18 protein-coding genes are annotated in these 20,584 nt (G+C 27.9%); 10 read left to right on the top strand and 8 right to left on the bottom strand.

What is annotated here, in order from left to right:
- Positions 1-17: 17 nt before the first annotated feature.
- The 4 genes from EPJ79_RS10650 (at position 18) to glyS (ending at position 4,251) form a co-directional block, all read left to right on the top strand.
- On the top strand, positions 18-374 hold the full coding sequence (locus tag EPJ79_RS10650) for a TM2 domain-containing protein (protein WP_147739468.1): 357 nt from the start codon (positions 18-20) through the stop codon (positions 372-374).
- Between the two features lie 45 nt (positions 375-419).
- Positions 420-1,220: a zinc ribbon domain-containing protein gene (locus EPJ79_RS10645; RefSeq protein WP_147739467.1), complete on the top strand. Its 801-nt coding sequence runs from the start codon at positions 420-422 to the stop codon at positions 1,218-1,220.
- Positions 1,221-1,241: 21 nt separating this feature from the next.
- Entirely contained in the window at positions 1,242-1,874 is a 633-nt protein-coding gene (locus tag EPJ79_RS10640; protein ID WP_147739466.1) for a hypothetical protein, read from the top strand.
- A gap of 283 nt (positions 1,875-2,157) precedes the next feature.
- Positions 2,158-4,251: a glycine--tRNA ligase subunit beta gene (gene glyS, locus EPJ79_RS10635; RefSeq protein ID WP_147739465.1), complete on the top strand. Its 2,094-nt coding sequence runs from the start codon at positions 2,158-2,160 to the stop codon at positions 4,249-4,251.
- A 3-nt stretch (positions 4,252-4,254) separates the two neighbouring features.
- Here glyS and EPJ79_RS10630 read toward each other — a convergent pair whose 3' ends face one another.
- From EPJ79_RS10630 to EPJ79_RS10595, 8 genes are all read right to left on the bottom strand, one after another.
- A complete protein-coding gene (locus EPJ79_RS10630; protein WP_147739464.1) occupies positions 4,255-4,950 on the bottom strand; it encodes a metallophosphoesterase in 696 nt (231 codons plus the stop codon).
- Between the two features lie 34 nt (positions 4,951-4,984).
- The gene (locus EPJ79_RS10625) at positions 4,985-5,398 is read right to left on the bottom strand and encodes a hypothetical protein (RefSeq protein ID WP_147739463.1); all 414 of its coding nucleotides are present in this window, start codon (positions 5,396-5,398) and stop codon (positions 4,985-4,987) included.
- Between the two features lie 33 nt (positions 5,399-5,431).
- The gene (locus EPJ79_RS10620; protein WP_147739462.1) at positions 5,432-5,611 is read right to left on the bottom strand and encodes a hydrogenase maturation nickel metallochaperone HypA; all 180 of its coding nucleotides are present in this window, start codon (positions 5,609-5,611) and stop codon (positions 5,432-5,434) included.
- 95 nt (positions 5,612-5,706) lie between these two features.
- Positions 5,707-6,816 (bottom strand): GTPase RsgA, encoded by a 1,110-nt coding sequence (gene rsgA, locus EPJ79_RS10615; RefSeq protein WP_147739461.1) that lies wholly within the window; start codon positions 6,814-6,816, stop codon positions 5,707-5,709.
- Between the two features lie 20 nt (positions 6,817-6,836).
- Positions 6,837-8,666 (bottom strand): GTPase, encoded by a 1,830-nt coding sequence (locus EPJ79_RS10610; protein WP_147739460.1) that lies wholly within the window; start codon positions 8,664-8,666, stop codon positions 6,837-6,839.
- A gap of 316 nt (positions 8,667-8,982) precedes the next feature.
- Positions 8,983-9,585, bottom strand: a complete 603-nt coding sequence (locus EPJ79_RS10605; protein ID WP_147739459.1) for a YdbL family probable chaperone protein — start codon at positions 9,583-9,585, stop codon at positions 8,983-8,985.
- A gap of 21 nt (positions 9,586-9,606) precedes the next feature.
- Positions 9,607-12,891 (bottom strand): AsmA family protein, encoded by a 3,285-nt coding sequence (locus tag EPJ79_RS10600; protein WP_147739458.1) that lies wholly within the window; start codon positions 12,889-12,891, stop codon positions 9,607-9,609.
- A 52-nt stretch (positions 12,892-12,943) separates the two neighbouring features.
- A complete protein-coding gene (locus EPJ79_RS10595; RefSeq protein WP_147739457.1) occupies positions 12,944-14,434 on the bottom strand; it encodes a peptidase in 1,491 nt (496 codons plus the stop codon).
- 126 nt (positions 14,435-14,560) lie between these two features.
- On the opposite strand from EPJ79_RS10595, the gene EPJ79_RS10590 reads away from it, so the two are divergent.
- From EPJ79_RS10590 to EPJ79_RS10565, 6 genes are all read left to right on the top strand, one after another.
- The gene (locus EPJ79_RS10590; protein ID WP_147739636.1) at positions 14,561-15,160 is read left to right on the top strand and encodes a regulatory protein RecX; all 600 of its coding nucleotides are present in this window, start codon (positions 14,561-14,563) and stop codon (positions 15,158-15,160) included.
- A gap of 104 nt (positions 15,161-15,264) precedes the next feature.
- Complete coding sequence (gene alaS, locus EPJ79_RS10585) at positions 15,265-17,859, top strand: alanine--tRNA ligase (protein WP_147739456.1); 2,595 nt, start codon at positions 15,265-15,267, stop codon at positions 17,857-17,859.
- Between the two features lie 9 nt (positions 17,860-17,868).
- Entirely contained in the window at positions 17,869-18,492 is a 624-nt protein-coding gene (locus EPJ79_RS10580) for a HEAT repeat domain-containing protein (protein WP_147739455.1), read from the top strand.
- Positions 18,485-19,282: a hypothetical protein gene (locus EPJ79_RS10575; protein ID WP_147526541.1), complete on the top strand. Its 798-nt coding sequence runs from the start codon at positions 18,485-18,487 to the stop codon at positions 19,280-19,282. Before EPJ79_RS10580 ends, EPJ79_RS10575 begins: the two co-directional genes overlap by 8 nt.
- A complete protein-coding gene (locus EPJ79_RS10570; protein ID WP_021958598.1) occupies positions 19,282-19,569 on the top strand; it encodes a hypothetical protein in 288 nt (95 codons plus the stop codon). The genes EPJ79_RS10575 and EPJ79_RS10570 overlap by 1 nt, the downstream gene beginning before the upstream one ends.
- Positions 19,570-19,605: 36 nt before the next feature.
- On the top strand, positions 19,606-20,565 hold the full coding sequence (locus EPJ79_RS10565; protein ID WP_147739454.1) for a D-alanine--D-alanine ligase family protein: 960 nt from the start codon (positions 19,606-19,608) through the stop codon (positions 20,563-20,565).
- Positions 20,566-20,584: the final 19 nt, after the last annotated feature.

Below are 20,584 nucleotides of genomic sequence, written 5' to 3'. Positions count from 1 at the left end.
TTTTAAGGAGAATAAAAATGAACGAAGTAAATAATACTCAACCCTATCAAAAACAATTAGACGAGGTTTTTTGTAGCTCTTGTGGGAAACCTATTAAAAAAGAAGCCGAAATATGCGTTTTCTGTGGCGTTAGAGTAAAACGATATGGAGGCGAGAATACTTCCGATAAAGATTGGACTACTTGCCTACTTTTATGTCTATTCTTGGGAGCTTTTGGCGGGCATAGATTTTATGTCGGGAAAACGGTAAGCGGTATATTATATTTATTTACTCTTGGCGGATTTATAATCGGAGCGATTATAGATTTAATTTGTATAATTAGCGGAACTTTCAAAGATAATGAAGGTAAACTTATAAAATTAAAAAACGATTAAGATTTTATAAAATTTTTTTAATATATTAATTTTAGGAGAATAAAAATGAACGAGTTAAATAATACTCAACCTTATCAAAAACAATTAGACGAGATTTTTTGTCGCTCTTGCGGGAAGCCTATTAAAAAAGAGGCTGAAATATGCCCTTATTGTGGAGTTAGACAAAAAGCGGATAAAAAGAAAAAATCAAAAAAGAAAATATTTATAATAATAGTTGCATTAATATTTATTTCTATCGTTATAGGAATAATAGCGGGGGAAGAAAATAATAATTCATCAAGTTCGTCTAATTCAAATTCAAAAGAAGATAGAGAGGCAAGAGAAAATTCAAGGATAGTAGAAATGAAAGGAGCTCTATCGGAATTAAAAGATGATTATGATGAGTTTAACCAAACAATATTTTATAGTCAAAAAATATTTACCGCTTATAGAAACGCTAATCATTTTGAATTGAATTTAGCTATATCTACAGATTATAAACTTAAATCGGTTAGCGTTAATTCCTGCATAGTTTATAAAGATACTATACTTGGTATTAGCGAATTGGTATTTTTATACGGAACAAATACTTATAAGTTTAATACGGGCTTTCAATCGTTTGACGCTGGATTAACTCCCGATTGGAAATACTATTCATATTTTGGCAAAACATTAATATTTGAGGAAGAGAAGTTTATTAACTATCTCGAAAATTTTTCTAAAGCAAATACGGCAAAAATTCAATATAGAGGTTTAGGAGGTATGCGAACTGAAAGAACCCTAACAAAAAATGAAAAATTAGGACTACAAGATGTAATTAAAGCGTATAAAAGAATAAAAGAAATTAATAAAGAATACGGTATATAAATTTTTTAAGGAGATTAAAAAATGATTAAAAAATTAAGTTTAATTGGTGGACTAATGATAATGTTATCATTAAGTAGTTTGTATGGACAAGGTGGACGGTTATCTATTCATCTGAATTCAGCACAAGTTCAAAAATTTAATAGTATTACCAATAACTATAAAGTTGAAAAAGATGCATTTGGTAATACATATTCCATTACCTCTAAAATAGATTTAGTTAAAGACATGGCAAACGGTATAATCGATAATAAACTTTTTATATACCCTCAGACTTTGTATGGAACAGTGGACGGTATTGATAATGTTTTAGCTTTTAAGTTAAATATTTTTCAATTAAATACATTTAATACAGGTGCTTTAAATATTAATTATATAATTTTTTCAGATGGTTCTAATTATATAAAATGGGAATTAGGGACATTTGGAGAAACAGGACAATATAAAAACATGGGAAGTTCGTCTTATGTTATAGTTCATAATTTATTTTTACCAATACAATATATAGAAGGGTTATATAACATTTTAAGAACATTAAATGTCCCCCCCTTTTTAGTTCGTATCGGTTCAAGTGTAGGTGGATTTGATAGTAAAATTGAGGGTAGTGCGGTTCAATCGATACGGGATGTTTTAGATATTTATATGCAGATAAAATAAGGCGGTTAAATATATTAGAATTAATAATAATAAAATGTATAATAGCTATACGACATTAATAATAAAAATATATTTACATCAAAAAGGACAGTTTTTATAAATATTTGTTTAATTGAAAGATTATGAATAATAAAATATTTTATTAATAAAAATAAGCTATACAGATTGTAATATTTGTATAGTTTATTTTTATATAATTTGAAAATAATAAATATATTGAATTTTTTATATTATAAATATAGAATATTGCAATATTTTAATTTAGTTTTTATAAGGAATAAAAATGAAAGATTTATTAATTGAAATTTTAGTTGAAGAAATACCCGCGGATTTCGCATATCCTGCAAGTTTGAGTTTTAAGAAAATTATTGAAAATACATTAAAAAATAACGGACTTAATTTTAAATCGATAACTTCTTTTACGACTCCAAGAAGATTGTCTATTTTAGTAGAAGAAGCGGAAGAAAAATCAAAAGACGATATTATAGAATCAAAAGGTCCTTTGCTTGAAAGCGCGATTAAAGACGGAGTTTTAACAAAAGCGGGAGAAGGATTTTTGAAAGCGAATAATATTGAAATTAAAAATATAAAAGATATTGACGAAAAAGAATCTTTTGACAAACCTTACTTAAAAGAATTAAACGGTAAAAAATATATTTATGTCAAAAAAGAAAAAAAAGGAATAGAAACAAAAAAATTATTTGAAGAGAATTTAGAAAATATAATTGCAAATATAGATTTTAAAAAGAAAATGCGTTGGGGCGATAAAGATTTTGCTTTTGTTCGCCCGATAAGAAATGTTGCGGCTTTATTTGGAGGCGAAATTATAAAAACTTCGGTTGCTGGAATTGAAACTAATAATAAAATCACGGGACATAGATTATTATCTCCCGAATTTGTTGAAATAAATAATCCGAAAGATTACGAGGAAATTTTATCGAAAAAACATGTTATAGTTTCGAGAGAAAAAAGATTGGAAAATATAATTAATCAACTTGAAAAAATCGAAAAAGAAAATAATTTTGAAGCCGTATCGAAAAATAAAGTTTCGGAGATTGTAGTCGATTTGGTTGAAGAGCCTTATTTACTTACGGCGGAATTCGATTCTAAATTTTTGGAAGTTCCTAAAGAAGTTTTAACGAGCGAAATGATAGAGCATCAAAAATATTTTCCATTAATGAAAAAAGACGGAGATTTGACTAATATATTCGTCATAACGGCAAATCAGCCGAAAACTCCTCAAATAATCGCGGGAAATATTAGAGTTTTGACGGCGCGACTTTCAGACGGAAGATTTTTGTATCAAGAAGATATTAAAAAAGGAATGGACGAAATGAATACTCGTCTTGCAATGTTAATGTTTAGAAAAGAATTAGGAAGCGTTGCGGATAAAGTAAAGAGGCTTGAGAAAAACGCTGCAAGTTTAATTGAGGCTTTAAATTATAACGAAAATAAAGATAATATTTTAAAAGCAATAAAATATATGAAAGCCGATTTGGTTAGCAATATGGTTTATCAATTTCCTGAACTTCAAGGAATAATGGGTTCTTATTTTGCAAAAGAAATGGGATTAGGCGAAAATATAGCGACTGCGATTAAAGAACAATATAAACCTTTATTTGCAAATGACGATATTCCTTCAAACGATACGGGAAAAGCGATTGCAATTTTAGATAAAATTGACAACATAGTCGCTGGTTTTTATGTCGGCGATATTCCTACTGGTTCGCAGGACCCTAACGCTTTAAGAAGACAAGCGCTTGGAATAATAAATATTTTAGTTAAATCACAAAAACATTTGAGTTTGAAAAAATTAATTGAAGAGACAATTAACTCTATGCCGAAAGAATCGAAAAATAATAAAAGCGAAAATTTGATTAATGATATATTCGACTTTTTTAAATCTCGCTTTGAAAACGATTTGCATTTTTCTAAAGATTCTATTTCGGGAGTTCTTTCAACAGAAATTGACGATATATATGACGCTTATTTGAAAATTTCGGCAATAGACGAATTCAGAAAGAAAAACGAAGAATTATTTTCAAATCTTTTGCTTGTATTTAAGAGAGTAAAAAATATTATAAAAACTTCTAATACATTGATTTTTGAAGAATCTATTTTAGAAGAAAAAGCGGAGAGAGAATTATATAAAATCTATAAAGAAAAAGAAACTCAAATAAAAAAACTTATAGAAAATAAAGAATATCAAAAAACTTTTTCAATGCTTTCAAGTTTATACGAACCTTTAGATAATTTCTTTAAAGAGATTATGGTTATGGTAGATGACGATAAATTAAAAAATAATAGAATCGCTTTGCTTTCTTTGGTTGATAAAATATTTAAAAATATGCTTGATTTTTCAAGTTTGATTAAATAATTTTTATATATCAATCTCAAGCAAAATATTTTGATTAGTGTCAAAATGGTCCGACAAAAAAATATTATAATTTTCTCTCTTTATTACCGAATAAGGTTTAACTCTATTATGTCCGACAATTTGATTATAATTTATCCAAGCGTCTTCAATTAAATCTTCAGTATCCGCCCACAAAAGCCCAGCAAAATTATTAAATCCGCCTCTTCTAAACGAAACAATATTGCAATCTTCTTTATTCGATGCATAAACTTTATTAACTTCTTCCTCTAAATTATTTATCGTTATATTTTCTACATTATATTTTTTCTTTATAAAATCAATCCAACCGTTAGTTATTCCCGCATGAGAGAAAATACAATTATTTTTTATAAATATTATTTTAAATAATTTTTCGTTTTCGTTAAATATTTGATGCATTTCTTTTGCATAAGTTTCTCTGTATCTGCTAGCCGTAGGATAGCCGACAATATATTGAAAATCATGATTTCCAATTAATAATTCTACTTTTTCATTATATTTTTTCTTAAAATCAATTACTTCTTTCAAATTAGAAACAATCTCTTTGTCGGTAAATGTAATCCAACTATCATCGCTATAATCTCCCATAAAAATAATTTTGTCTAAAGAATCAATTTTATCTTTAAGTAATTTTTTCCAGCAATTTTTACCATGCAAATCGCCAATAATTGCTATTTTCATTTTAACTCTCCTTTTTTTATTTTTTAAATTGTTTTCATTTGTGTCGAAACAAAGTGATTCGAAAACGATTTTTCATTTTCGCAATTTCCTCTTTCGAAATTTCCGCAACTACTTTGTCATCTAGACAAAGACTATTGATATTCTTTTCGATAAATTTTTCAATCTTTTTTATCTTTCGGTAAAAACGAATACTATCAAACAAAGAACCAATTATGTATCCTTTTACAACTTTAAACGCTTTGGGTTTAAACCATCTCGGTAAACAGTCGGTTCTACAATATTCCCTAAGATTGTGAACCATGCGTCGTCCGATTATACCAGCTACATAATAGTCGTATACAAATAGAAACAAATCCTCTTTTAAAAGTTTATCTTCATCGAGACATAACGATTCTTCTCGATATTCTTTTGAAATTGCTTCGTACACATCACGACGTGTTATTTCCATTTTCAATCCTCCTTTTTTACTAATATAAAATTTTTAATCTTTTTTAATAAATCTATCAATATTAGTTAACTTTACATCCCTACTTCCGCAATTAGGGCATTTTACTTTTTTAAATAATCTTGCCAAAATTCCGTTATTATCCGAAATAAATAATTTTCCGCAAGTATTACATTTATAAAAATAATCCGTTTTGTCAAATTCATTGTAAAACATAAATATCTCCTTAAAAATAATTTTATTAATATTCAGTCGTTAATAAAATTTATTTGCTTTTTTACTAACGACTAAATATTATATCATAAATTTAATTAATCGGGGTTTTTATAATCTTCGGGTTTCTTTCCGCTTTTATAATAATCGGTTGCATATTTTTGAACCATATCTCCAAACATTTTCATTTGCTCTTCTATATTTTCGTTTCCGTTAAGAACGGACTCGTATATTTTATAGCAAGAAATATTAACCGCTTCTCCCAACGCCGAAGTTAATAAAGTGGCAACTCCTCCGTTTATCAATCCTTTTACTAAAGTTCCAATACCTGGTATGAATGCCAATATATTTACGGCAAGCGTTTTTCCAAGATTCGATATTAATTGTCCTATTATTCCTCCTCCAGCTCCGCCTTTAAGCATATTTTCCAATCCGCCCAAATCGTAAATATATAATATTCTCGCTATCATTCCCATTTGATTTGCAACCAATATCGGAGCGTCTGAAAAAGGAATAGGATTGAAAGGCACGGCAAAAGCTATAGCTATATGTTGAAGTATAGCTCCATGCGCTCTGTTCCATTTTTCATCTAAACTTATTTTTTGAGCCGAAATAAAAGCGTCTCTTAAAATATCGGGAAGTTTCTTTATCGCATCCGAAATTAATCTTTGCAATTCTTTTGTATAGAATTCGTCTTCTACAGTAGAGGACATTTCATAAATATCAATTTCGCCAATCCTTTTATCAATTACTTCTTTTAATTTTTTTCGTTCTTCCTTTGGTTCTAAATCGCATTTTGTAAAAACTATACTTACGGGTAAATTATTTTCTCTGAATTTTTTAATCGTCTCAATATCATAATCGGTTAATCTATTTCCAGAGGCTTGAATACAATACCAAACCAAATTAACGGCTTCTTTTTTCTTAATATCGATAACCTCGTCCTCAAATTGTTTGACTTTGTCTACTTCATAGCCCGGGCTATCGTATAGAATTACGCCCAAATCTTCGCTTTCAAATTTTTCTATTAAAGAAGTGACAGGTTTTCCAATTTCTACTTTTGCCACATCTCGCCCGAAAATCTTATTGATTAGCGAACTTTTCCCAACGCCCGTGCCTCCAGCAAGCAATATGCTCGGTTTTTTCAAGTTGTTTTTCAACTCCTCGAAAGATTTTTGAAGTTTTTCGTTTAATTCTTCAGTATTCATTTGTTTCTCCTTAAAAAATTTTAATTTAATTTAATTATTTTTTTATCAATTTCATTCAAAGCGTTTATAATAATTTTTCTAATTTCGCTCTCAAATTCTTCTTCGCTTATTTTATCTATGATTTTTTGGCTTACTTCGTTTATAAACTCGTTTATTTTGTCAGATTTTTTTATATTGAAAGCTATAAGTGAAATTAAATCGAGCAAACCACTTACTATAGTAAGTGGAGCTAATAATAACATAAGAACTATGTTTCCTATACTTTCAAGCACGCTAGAATCAAAATCAAATGCACTAAATATATATGTAGTATCATCTATGCTTCCATACATATTTAAATTAGATATATCTATATTTTTACTTGCAACAAGAATATCTTCAGTAATTTTATAATATTTTTCAAAATTATCTTTTACATGATTTTGAACTTTTTCTTTTACTACATTAATAAAATATTTTTGTATTTCTTTAGCCAATTTTTCTAAATCTTTGCCTTCTTTTGGAGCGTTAGATTTTGAATTTTCTATATCTTTTTTCAATTTCTCTATTATATGAATAGGAATTCTATTTATAAATATTTCTCTCCAAGATATTAAAATAGCCGCTTTATATTCTTCAATCCCATAAGGTTTTGGAGCTTCAGTCATATAGTCTAATTTTTTGGGAGACGCCGATACCGAAACGACTATAATATCGTTTTTTGCATCTTCTTTTTCTATTTCTTTTTTTATTCTTTCTTTAATTTTTTCTGTAAATTTTTCTCTATCCTCTTTACCCATTTGTTCGGCTTTCGTTAAAGCTACGATTACATTATATTTATCTTTTATAAATTTTGTTATTATCTTTGCATCAAAATCTTCAATTCTATTGCCGCCAGCTTGTATGCAATATGTGACACTATGAAACCAATCTTTAATATCTTTATCAATTCCTTTTTCTTTTAATTTTTTGTTTATAATATCGTCCCATATATCTTCTTTGCCGACTTCCATTCCCCAGCTATCATGTATAATGATTTTCTTTCCGTCTATTTCAGCGGAATATGGGTATATATCTTCTGTTTCAGGTTCGGCATCTCCTACTTTTGCTACCTCTTCGCCGACTAAAGCGTTTACTAAACTACTTTTGCCAGTTCCCGTTTTTCCTAAAATTAATAAGTTTAATATTAATTCATCGTCTAATTTATCTACTATAGCCCAACTTATACTTTCAAAATCTTTATATTTTTCATCATCTCGATTTTCTTTTAAGTCTTCTTTTAATTCAAATATAATTTTTTTCGCTTCTTCTTCGCTTACATCTTTATTAAATACTTTTGCCAAAGATATAGTCATGTGTGTGATTTCTACATATTGATGGGCTGATTGTAAAATACTGAAAATACTACTAAAAGGATTTGCTAATAAACTAATATCAACATCTCCAAGTTTTGATTTGTAGGAGTTAATAATCTCCTCGCACTTCTTTTTTTGTTCTTCTGTCATAATTTTCTCCTTCGCCGTATTTTCTACGACATTATTTATTTTATTTGCTTCTTTATTGCCGTTATCAAAATAATTGGCTATTTTCCAAAATATATCTTTATAATAGGATTGACTCATTAGATTTATTCCTATAGGTAGAAGTATAGCCTTAGCCTTAACGCAATTCATTTTACCAATATTATTAAAAATATTATCAAAAATTTCTCCCGCTTCTTCTTCGGTTATGTTTTTATTAAATACTTCCGCTAAAAGCATGGCAATTTTAACCCATCCAAATTTAGGTAAAAAAATAGGTCTAATTTTAAGAGGAAAATCAATATGTAAATTATATATTTCCTCGCATTTTTTCTTTTGTTCTTCAGTCATAATTTAATCTCCTTAAATAATAAATTATTTATATAAAAATATTTTGAAAACAAAAAGAAATTAATTTTTCTTTTAATAATATTAAATATAGACTTAAAATATTTTTTAGAAAATAAAATATAATATTTATTAAATAAACATAATGTTGAAAAAAATTTAAAGGTTTGCTTTGCTTTGCTTTGCTTTGCTTTGCTTTGCTTTGCTTAACGAATTTACAGTATTCTTAATTATCATATTTAAATCTCATTTTTAATATTTTTGATAATTTATTTTAAAATAATTTTAACATAAATTAAAAAATATATCAACTATATAATTAACTATTTGTATTAATATAAACAGTCCAAGTATTGTCAGGTAATTGATAATAAGTATTATTTATAAGTCTTTGTATATTTCTTCTATATAAAGCCAATTCCACTTCTTTTATATTTGCCATAGTTAATTTTGGGTCCGATAAAATTAAATATTCCGCTATCGTTCTTCTGTCGGTATTTTCTTTTTCCATTATCTCTTTTATATATTTTATTCTCTCTTCTCCATATTGAGTTTTTGGATTTGATATTTCAAATGCAATATACGAAAGATATCCTTTATTATTTTCGCCTATATAAGAATTGGTTTTATATAAATTAATTTCATCTTGATTAAACATACTTCTAATTAAAGCCTCTTTATAATCGGTAGCAATCTCCTCTGAAATATTTGTGCTTACCATAATAAGACTTAAATCTTTTTCGCTCGATAAAGTCGATATTTGATAGGCGCTTTCGTCTATTTGTCTATATCTTCCCAAAACTTGCGCCTCGATTAAAGTTTTTCCTCCCAAAACTCTCATCTCTGGCTCTCTAACAAGTATTAATTTTGAGCAACTTAAAATAAATATAAAAACTATTATAATTAAACTATATAATTTCATTTTTTAATCCCCTACAAATTTTTAATTATTTCCTTCTAAATAAGATATTACATCCGAAAAAGGCATTGGCTCTAAACCGAATTTATCTCCTTCAAAGGCTATAAGTTGTTGTTTATGCTGACTCGCTTTATCCAAATTTTGGTCTCTAAAATAAAAAGTAGTAAATACTTTATTTGCCGAAATGCTAACTTCAACCGCGTTTGCATCATAACCAAATTGAACTATATTCTCAACCGTAGATATTCCAGGGTTAATCGGTCTTATAAGTTCTATTAAAAATTTTGAAAATTCCGTTGACATTTTGCTTATTCCTACAAAGAAAGTCGCGGGTTTTATAGCGCTTAAAGGATTAATTCCAATTCCCGAAATATCGCCCGTAAGATTAACCAATAATTTATCATCGTCTATTTTGCTTCTGTTTTCGGGCGAAAGCAAATACTTAAAATTAATATCGCTTGCCAACATACGCATATCGTATTTTATACTGCTTGCATTAAAACTTCCCAAATCTAAATTAAGCCAAGGCAAATGAATCGCTCCTCTTCTTGGCGCGGTTTCATTAGATATTGACGCTAAAAATAAATTGTCGTCAAATTTTTCGCCTCCAATATATAAAGAAGATTTTAAATCCTGTATTGTAAATCCATGTCCTTGCACTTTAACCGCCGAAGAAAAATCGGTTATTCTTATACTGTCGTCTATAAAAGGAGCTATTTTCAAATAAACTCGTAGCTGCTCAAAAAATAGATTCGGAACTTGACTAACTAAAGGAGTATATCTCGCCGCTGTCGATATTGCTTGATTTGTAGTCGGAGTTAAATCAAAATGATAATCTATATTCGATTTTAAGCCTTTCAATACTATAGACATTTTATCTGAAGAATCCATATTAACAAAAAATTTATCCGTTATAAAATCTCCGTTTGCTATATTGTTTTTTAAATTTCCAATCAAACTTAATAATCCTCCAATTTCAACTCCGAAAGGAAGATATAAATTTTCCGTGTTTAATCCTATTTCATAATTTAAATTTGCATTTTTTATTGTTGGCGTAAAATATCCATCAACGCTAACTTTTAAATTATTAGTAGGACTTTCCAAATTAAATTTTCTTATATTGGCATGCAAATTTTCTCCAAAATTAACATCCGCATCGGCTTGCAAAAAAATATCTTGAAGTTTATATTTTTCTTCAGTCGCGTAAAAAGTGCTATAATTTGTAAAACTTGCAAAAGTATTTTCTAAAGATAAATTATAACCTAAAGCGCTCGTTATACGAACATCGTCATCAAAAGGCAAATTTTCAAGCAATTCTGCAAATTTTGGCGAAAGCCATCTTTTCATTGAATAAGGCGCTATTCTTAAAGTATGGATATTAACGAAACCTTTTTTTAATCCCATTCCTCCCAAATCAAGATGCGATTTAAAATTCAAAAAATTATCCAAATCTAAATTAAGTTCTGAAACTTTAATTCTTTGAGAGAGCAAATCGGCATTTGCTAAAAGTTTTAATTTTGCTTTTGCCGTAGAAGAAACTTCTCCCGATAAATTATAAGAAAAATTATTTACTATAGCGTTAAGGTTTGCGTCAATATCGTTTATCAAATCTCCGAAAATATTTAAATCGGCATTCAAAGAACCTCTTGCAAGTCCTCCGCTTAAATTAGCCAAAGGAAGAGTTTTAAGATTAATATTTAAATCGGTTGGTTCGTCAAATTTTACCTCTCCGTTCATAATTATATCGGAGGAATTCATATATTTTGTAGAAATATTATCGACATAAATAATAGTATCCGATTTTTTATTGGGATTATTTATAGCGGGAGCGATTTCCAAAAGTCCGTTTAACGAAGAGATAACTCTAAAAGTTAAATCGGTATTATTTATCATATATCTATTTAATGCAAAAACTCTATCAATCGTTGTATTATGATTTATTTTTATATCGTCTCTTGAATTTTTATTTTTGTTATAATTATAATTTATTTTTGTAAGAGAGTTTAAATTATTTATAGCTATTAAATTAGACATTGATAAATTTATTTTTTCTAAAGATATATTAACATTATTATCAATATTATTTATAGTTCCCGCAGTTTTATCGGCGTTTGCATTAACTAAACCGCTCATATTCAAACCTAAAGAAGGCATAAATATTGAAGTTAGGCTATTAACTTTTTTCAAATCTATTTTTGCATATAATGTCTCTAAATTAATTCCAATATTATCTGAAAATATTTCCGTTGCGGATGCTATGATTTTCAATATTTCGTCATTTAAAAGTTCCGAAGAAATATTATCTATATAAACGGTTTGATTTGTTATATTATATCTTGCAAGCAAATTGAAAGCCGTTTGCATATCTTCTTTTTTAATTCCGTTATATTTAAAATTTGGCTTTTCTATTTCAAAATCAAATTTTAATTCAATTTCGTCTTTATTATTTTTATTATCAATATTTAAATTAAATAGCGGATTATCTTTAAATAAAGTTTTGCTGTCGTTATAAGTCAAACTATCGCTTATAAAACTTTTTATATCAATATCTTTCAATATTTCGGGAGCGTAAACGCTAATCGCTTTTGATAATTCAAATCTTTTTGTATGAACATCCAAATGCAAATTAAAATTGCTTAAACTTGCGATAAGTCCGTTATTCGGTTGATTTGTTATATAAGAAAAACTATCCGCTTTAAATGACAAATTATTTATTCTTATATTTTCAATATTCGCTTTTAATTTAAGAAAATCCAATTTATGAAAATCGAAAGGCTCTTTATTAGTTTCTTTAATTTTTTCAGAAGGAGGCAAATCGGGCAAATTCCAATTTCCGCTTTCATCCGTAAACATATTAATATATAAATTGTCTATTGAAAATTCTTTTATATTTAATTTTAATAAAAATAAAGAAAATAATGAAAATCTTAATCTCAAATTATCTATAGAAATATTTTCAGCTTCGTTAAATTTTGTAGAATTATAAAGCATAATATCGCTAGCTTGAATATTTGGAAATAAAATAGAATATTTAAAATCTCCAATTTCCAATTTTCTATTCATTGAAGAATAAACAATATTTTCTATTAAATTTTTTACTCTTTCGTTATTAAAATATATTCTCGCTCCGATTATTCCGATTATCAAAACGATTAAAATAATTAAAGGAATATATCTTTTCTTGAATTTTCTTTTAGCGTTATTATTTTTAATTTGATTATTATTAATATTTTCGCCCAAATGATTTTCGGCATTTGTTTCATTTTCTTTTTTTTTCTTTAAATTTTTAAATAAATCTTTTATCTTCATAATTTATAATTATATATTATATTCTTTATAAATAAATTGATATAGTAATTTTTTAATATTCGTTATAATAATCATAATTGTTGCTTTCATCTTCATAATAATAGTAATAATAATCAGAATTATAATCTTCTTCAATCTTATTATTCGTATCGTTAAAATTATTTTCTAAATTTTCTTCAAATTCTTTTTGGCTTTCTTCATTATAGTAATAATAATTATATTCGTCTATATTTTCCGTTTCATCCTTATAATCGTAATATCCGTAATTATAATCCATACTCATTTCATTTGAAACGCTTAAATTGAATTCATAATTTCTCGCTTTTGAGATTCCTTTTTGCCAAGCTTCTTTGGTTAAATCTCTTTCAAAAATTAAATAATATTTTCCTTGAGGCAAACTAAATATATTTTCATCGTCCGTTTGTGGCATCGTTTTTATTTTTCCGTCAATATTATTTGAAACGGATATATTAACCGCTTGAGAATCGATTAAAAAATATTTTAATTTTATGCTTGATTGAATCGGAATATTAAAAGAAAAATAATCTCTATCAAAAGAATAATCTATAGCTCCTTTATAAGTTTTGTTAAATTCTATATTTTGAGCTTCTTCAGGTTTATTGTTAGGCTCGTTTTCCGTATATTTATCATAAGGTTTAGCTATTATATTTAATCGATATGGAATATTTAAAACAGTATTATTTGCCGATAAAACAAAATAATATGAAGAGTAGGGATATAATATTAATTTATCAATCGTCTCTCCGTCTCCCGTATTATTTATATCTTTAATAGTTATCCAATTTCCTTTATAATCGTATAATCTTAAACTTGCGTCAATAGAAGGCACGCCCGAAAGTTCTATTGAAATCGAATAAATATTAAAAGAACCATTTGTAATTTTATAAGCGTCTATTTCCATATTTTTTAAATCTCCCGAAGTTAAAGCGGGATTATAAGTTTGACTATAATATCCTTCTATCGTGTATAATCTATTATCGCTGTTGACTTCAATAATTTGAGCGTTGCCTATTTTATCGTTTGGCTCTTTTTCATCAGTTTCTTTATATTCTCTTTTTTGAAGTATTAAACTATATTCCGTTTTTTCTCTTGATTCTATTGTTATATAATATTTTGGAAGCGTTGAAGAAAGCATATCGTTATGTTGTTCAAAATACATTCCTTTCATAATTTGAATATCTTTATTTAATTTTATCATTTCGTTTGTATTTGAGGCGTTTACAATATAATCAGGTTCGCTTATAACTTTTATAATATTTTTTTCGTTGTCGTATAAAGTCATAGCGATATGAGATTTTGTAGAATTTGAAATATAAAAATCTATAATTTGAGTTTTTTCAATACCAAAATAATAATAATCTTTTTTTCCCGCTTCAATCTCTCCGTTTATCCCGTCTTTTGAAATATATTGAGCCGTTTCAAAACTATAATTTTTTTCGTTTTTATTTTCTAATTGATATTTAACTTTATTGCATGAAACAAATAATATAAAGGTTAATGAGATTATTAATTTTTTATTCATTTTTATTATTATATATTATAAAAATATATATGCAATAAAAAAATATAACTTTTATAAGTTTTGGAATTATAAAATACTTGAAAATAGATAAATTTAATATAATATTTATTTATGTTTATTCTAAAAATGAAATTCAAAGGCGATAAAGTATATATAAAAGTTTCGGGCGGAAGCGTTTTTAGTATTCCAAAAAATGGAGTTTATGAACTCGATATATACGAAGGAATGGAAATCGAATACGAAGAAATTCCGCATATAAGAATGAGAGCTTATGAATCTTCCGCTAAAAAATCAGCCGTCAATATTCTAAAAAGAAGTTTTGTAAGCGAAAATATGCTTAAAGAAAAACTCGCTCAAAAAGGACATAAAAAAAGATTTATAAATTATGCGATTAAATATTGCAGAGATTATGATTTAATAGACGATAAAAGATTTACAAAAATAGCCGTTAATTCGTTAAAGCTAAAAGGAAAAAGCAAAAGATTTATAATAGATTATCTTAAAAAATCCAAAATAAAAAATTCTTTAATAGAAAGAGCCTCAAACTCAATAAGTTATAGAAGCGAAAACAAAGCCTTAAAAAATGCAATAAGAAAATATTATAAAGTTTATGAGGATAAAGAAAATAAAGAAGAATATATTATAAGAACCTTAATGAGAAAAGGTTTTAAATATGACGATATAAAAGATTTACTTGAAAGATATATAAAAAATAAAGAAAAATAATTTTACTTCTTTAATTTGTATTAAATTCTACTTGCAAAATGAACAATTTAAATATATTATTAATAAGCTAAAGTTATTTAATTTTTTAGAATATTGGAGCTATTATGACACATTTAGAATTAAGGGAAAAATTTAAAGAGTTTTTCAAGAGCAAAAAACATGCTATAGAAAAATCTTCTTCCTTAATACCGATAGACGACCCGAATTTATTATTCACTACGGCGGGAATGCTTCAATTTAAACCTTATTATGCGGGAATAAAAAAAGCTCCATATTCGAGAGTAGCCACAATACAAAAATGTTTTAGATTATCCGATTTGGAAAACATAGGAAAAACCGCAAGGCATCATACTTTTTTTGAAATGTTTGGGAATTTCTGTTTTATGAGCGATTATTTTAAAAAAGAAGCGATAGAATTCGCTTGGGAATTTTCAACCGAAGTTATTAATTTGCCTAAAGAAAAAATATATGTTTCCATTTACGAAAAAGATGACGAAGCTTTTGAACTTTGGAATAAACTAATAGGAATTCCAAAAGAAAAAATTGTTAGGCTTGGAAAAAAAGATAATTTCTGGGGACCTGCGGGAGATTCTGGAGCTTGCGGACCTTGTAGCGAACTTTATATTGATATGGGCGAAGAAAAAGGCTGTCATAAAGAGGGCTGTTATGTCGGTTGCGATTGCGAAAGATATTTAGAATTTTGGAATTTGGTTTTCAATGAATTTTTTCAAGATACTGACGGAAAATTATCTCCTCTTCAAAATGTCGGAATCGATACGGGAATGGGACTCGAAAGATTATGCTATATTATGCAAGGAGCGGAAAGCAATTATCAAACCGATGTTATGAAGCCGATTGTAGATTCTATAACAAAAAAATTAAATATAAAATACGAAGATAAAAATAAAACTAAAATAAATTTAATAGCCGACCATTTAAGAGCTTTAGTATTCGTTATAGGAGAAGGATGCATTCCTTCAAACGAAGGCAGAGGTTATGTTTTAAGAAGACTTTTGAGAAGAGCTTTGAAAACGGCAAACGATTTTGGTTATAAAAACGCTTTTCTAAATGAAATTACGGATTCGGTTATAAATGTTTACGGATGCATATACGATAATTTGCCTAAAGAAGAAAATAATATAAAAAGAATTCTAAAAGAAGAAGAAAATAAATTTATAAATACGATATCGGCTGGAATCAATAAACTTTATTCGGTAATGGAAGATTCTAAAGATAAAATTATAAAAGGTTCTGACGCTTTTATGCTTTTCGACACTTATGGATTGCCTTTAGATATAACGGAAGAAGAGGCAAGCGAGCATGGTTTTACGATTGATAAAGAAGGTTTTGAAGAAGCTATGGAATCTCAAAGAAATAGAAGCAGAGGAATTGATAGCGATAAAAAATCTAAATTTGATTATATTGAAAACTTTGAAACTAAATATACGGGCGAAGATTATGATTCTATTATAAACGGAGTCGATGCAAAAATTGTAGCCTTATACGAAAACGGAAATAAAAAGGAAAGCGTTTCAAATTCTAAAGCTATTGTTATAACCAATATTTCGCCTTTTTACGGAGAGATGGGCGGACAAGTCGGAGATACGGGTTATATTGAAAATTCAAAATTAGAAAAAATTAAAATCATTGACGCTCAAAAAAAAGAAAATACGATTATTCATATTGTCGATTGCGAAAATTATTCTTTGAAAGCGGGTGAGGAAATAAAATTATTTGTCGATTTAGATAGAAGAAACTCAATTAGAAAAAATCATACGGCTACTCATATTTTACAAAAAGTATTGGAATTAACTTTAGGTAGTCATATAAATCAAGCGGGAAGTTTCGTCTGCGAAGATTATTTAAGATTTGATTTTACTCATCCCGATTCTATAAACGAAGAAACTTTAATTTCTATAGAAAATCAAGTTAATGAAATAGTATTTAAATCTATGCCCGCTGAAATAAAATTTATGCCAAAAGAAGAAGCTATATCTTCGGGAGCGAAAGCTTTATTCGGAGAAAAATATCCCGATACGGTTAGAATATTAAATATTGGAAACGGTTTTTCTGTGGAACTTTGCGGAGGAAGTCATTTGACAAACACGGCTCAAGTCGGTTATTTTCATATAGTCGGCGAAGGTTCGATTGCAAGCGGAGTTCGTAGAATAGAGGCAATAACGGGAATTAAAGCGGCAAAAGAGGCTACAAATTTGTTTAATAAAGTAAAGAGTTTAACTCATATACTTGGAGCTTCAAAAATAGACGAACTTAATATAAGAGCGGAAAATTTGCAAAATGAAATAAAGAAACTTCAAAAAGAAAATAAGAGTTTAAAAACTTCAGGCTCTTCCTCAAGTTTGTTTATGGAGAATTACGAGGACTTAAACGGAATAAGATTTTACAATTTGGAGTTTAATGAAGATATAAAAGATATAAGATTATACGCGGATACTATAAAAGAAAGAGTAAAGGATTCTGTCTCTATAATGATTAGCAAAATGGATTTGTCAAATTCGATACTTGCTCAAGTTACGGGAAAAGCCTTAAAAAATATATCGGCTAATTCCATAGTAAAAGAGATTATTTCGGCTGCGGGAGGACGAGGAGGCGGAAAAGACGCTTTCGCTCAAGGCTCGATTGAAAATATTGATAAAGCTAAAGAAGAGATAAATAAAATAAAAAATAAATTATTGTAGGATTTTTTAATGAAAAACAATTTTTTTGTATTTGCATTATTTATATTATTTTTAATTTCATGTTCTCAAAAAAATGTGACGCTACGAAGAATCGAAGATATAAATAGAGCGGAAAGAAAATTGGCAAAAAATCCTAAAAACGAAGAGGCGCTTTTGGAAGTTTTAAACGCAGCTCAAAATGGAAATAGAGAAGTGCGAGCGGAAGCTATGTGGGTTTTAAGCAATTTGGAAACTGAAATTGCATATAGCGATTTCTTAAAAGCTAGCGTTGAAGACCCTGATTTTAATGTTCGATGTATTGCCGTTATGGGACTTGGAAAACTCGCGGCAAGCAACCCAGAAGCTATCGACAGCATCAAAAGAGCGATTTCAGACACAGATTTGCAAGTTCAAATGGAAGCCTTAAAAGTTGCGGGAAATATAAACGCTCCCGAACTTTTAAATCCGATTTTAGATAGTTTATCGAGTAAAAATAAATGGGTTAGAATGACTGCTATAGAATCTTTGAAAGATTATAAAGATGCAAAAGTCGATAGAGCTTTAAATTTATTATCTTCGGGAGACTCCGATTATGCGGTAAAATCGATAGCGGAGCAGGTTATAGAATATAGAAAGGGAAACGCGTATGAATAAACAAAAGAATAAAAAAATACTTAAAAGATTATTTATATTTTTTATTATATTAATTATAATATCATGCGCAAATATGAGGAAATCTTATGTCGTTGTCGACAATATTATAAGCAAAGAAAGAAATATTGTTATAGCTTCGTTTACATTTCCTAAAGATATGACTAATCAATATTTTGATAAATTAAAATATTTGAATACGGAAATATACGCCGATTATGTATTAGAAAGTTTTATAAGCAATTTTAACTCTCAAAACGAATTGGTTAAACTTATAACTTTAGAAGAAGCTTTAGGAAAATCGGAATTTTCAAAATTATCAAATCATTCTATATTAGGAGCGGATTATGTCGCGGCTACGGGAACTCTGCCTTCGGGAATATCGGACGAAACCGCGATAGAAAAAATATTTAACGATTATGACGGAATAATGTATGCAAACTCTTATATGTCTTTTTGGTCTCAAAATATTATAGTAGATTTTAGAATTTATGACGCTAACGGAGAATATCTTTGGGTTGACACTTTAAGTGGAAAATCCTACCATATAATAGGCGATACGGGTTCGCCGACAAAACAAACGGCTTATGAAATAGTTATTGCCGATGTCGTAAAATATCAGCAAAGACATGGCGAGGAACTTTACACTATAATAAATCAGGCTATATCCAACGGTATAAGAGGGCTTAAAGAGAGAATTCCTTACGCTTTTAATACCAACGATATTCCTTTTACTCAAAAAACATTTAGTTTGACTAATGAAAATTATTCAAAAAAGGCGGGTATATACTAATGGCTAGAAAAAAATTAGAATTAAATTTTAACGATACGGACGATTTTCATTTTAAAACCTATTTAAGAGGCTATTTAATTGAACTTGAAGACGGAAATTATTTAATAGTAAATGACGATTTGGCTATAAGAGCGAGCGGAAAAACTCCAAAAGAAGCGGCGGAAAATATAAAAGAGCAGTTTATGTTTTTAGCAAATGAAATCGTTTATAAATCAAAATATGCGGCTTTAAGCGAGAGAGAAAGAAAAAAGTTCAATATCATACAATCTATATGCGACATTATATAAATCGTATATAGATTTTTTAATTTAACGGGAATTAATATGATTTTAAACGAAGAGATTAAAAAAAATATTTTAAAAAAATTCCAAAATAAAAAAATTGCAGTTCTTTACGGAGGAATAAGCGAAGAGCGAGAAGTTTCTTTAAGAAGCGGAGAGAATGTTTATAAAGCTCTTACAAGTTTTAACGAAATTAAAGATAATTGCATTTTAATCGATGTTAAAAATCATTATGAGCTTGTGGAAATTCTAAAAAAAGAAAAAGTAGAATATTGTTATAATATTTTGCATGGTTCTTTCGGAGAGGACGGCTCAATTCAAGGGCTTTTAGATTGTCTTAATATAAAATATACGGGAGAGAATACTTTGGTAAGTTCAGTTTGTATGAATAAAGTTTATACTAAAAGAATTTGGCAATCTTCTAAAGTTCCGACTGCGGATTTTATTTTGCTTAAAGATATTGTTAATGAAAATAATAAAATAGATTTTCCTTTAATATTAAAACCTATATCAAACGGTTCAAGCGTTGGAGTTTCTTTGATAAAAACAAAAAAAGAATTTGAAGAAGCTATAAAAAAAATTGAAAAAATTTCGGATTATTTTATCGAGCCTTATATAAAAGGAAAAGAGATAACGGTTGGACTTGTAAGAGAAAATAACGGAATATTTACTTTGCCAATACTTGGAATAAATACTAAAAACGAAATATACGATTATGATGCAAAATACACGCCAGGAAAAACGGAGTTAGAAGTTCCCGCAAAAATAGATAAGAAAACAGAAAAAAAAGTTATTGAAATTTGTTCTTTGGCTTATGAAGTTTTAGGATGCGAAGGACTTTGCAGAATTGACGCTATAATAGACGAAAATAATAAAGTTTATTTAATGGAAGTTAATACGCAAGGCGGAATGACGAACACATCCGATATTCCCGCTATGGCAAAAAGCGTAAATATAGAATTTGAAGATATAGTTTTATATGTTTTGAATTTAAGTTATTAAAATTTAATTAAAAAATAAG

Origin of the sequence: Brachyspira aalborgi (assembly GCF_008016455.1) — a bacterium.
GTDB lineage: Bacteria > Spirochaetota > Brachyspiria > Brachyspirales > Brachyspiraceae > Brachyspira > Brachyspira aalborgi.
The sequence above is the reverse complement of the archived record's forward strand: the minus strand, read 5'-3'. Positions and strand labels throughout refer to the sequence as shown.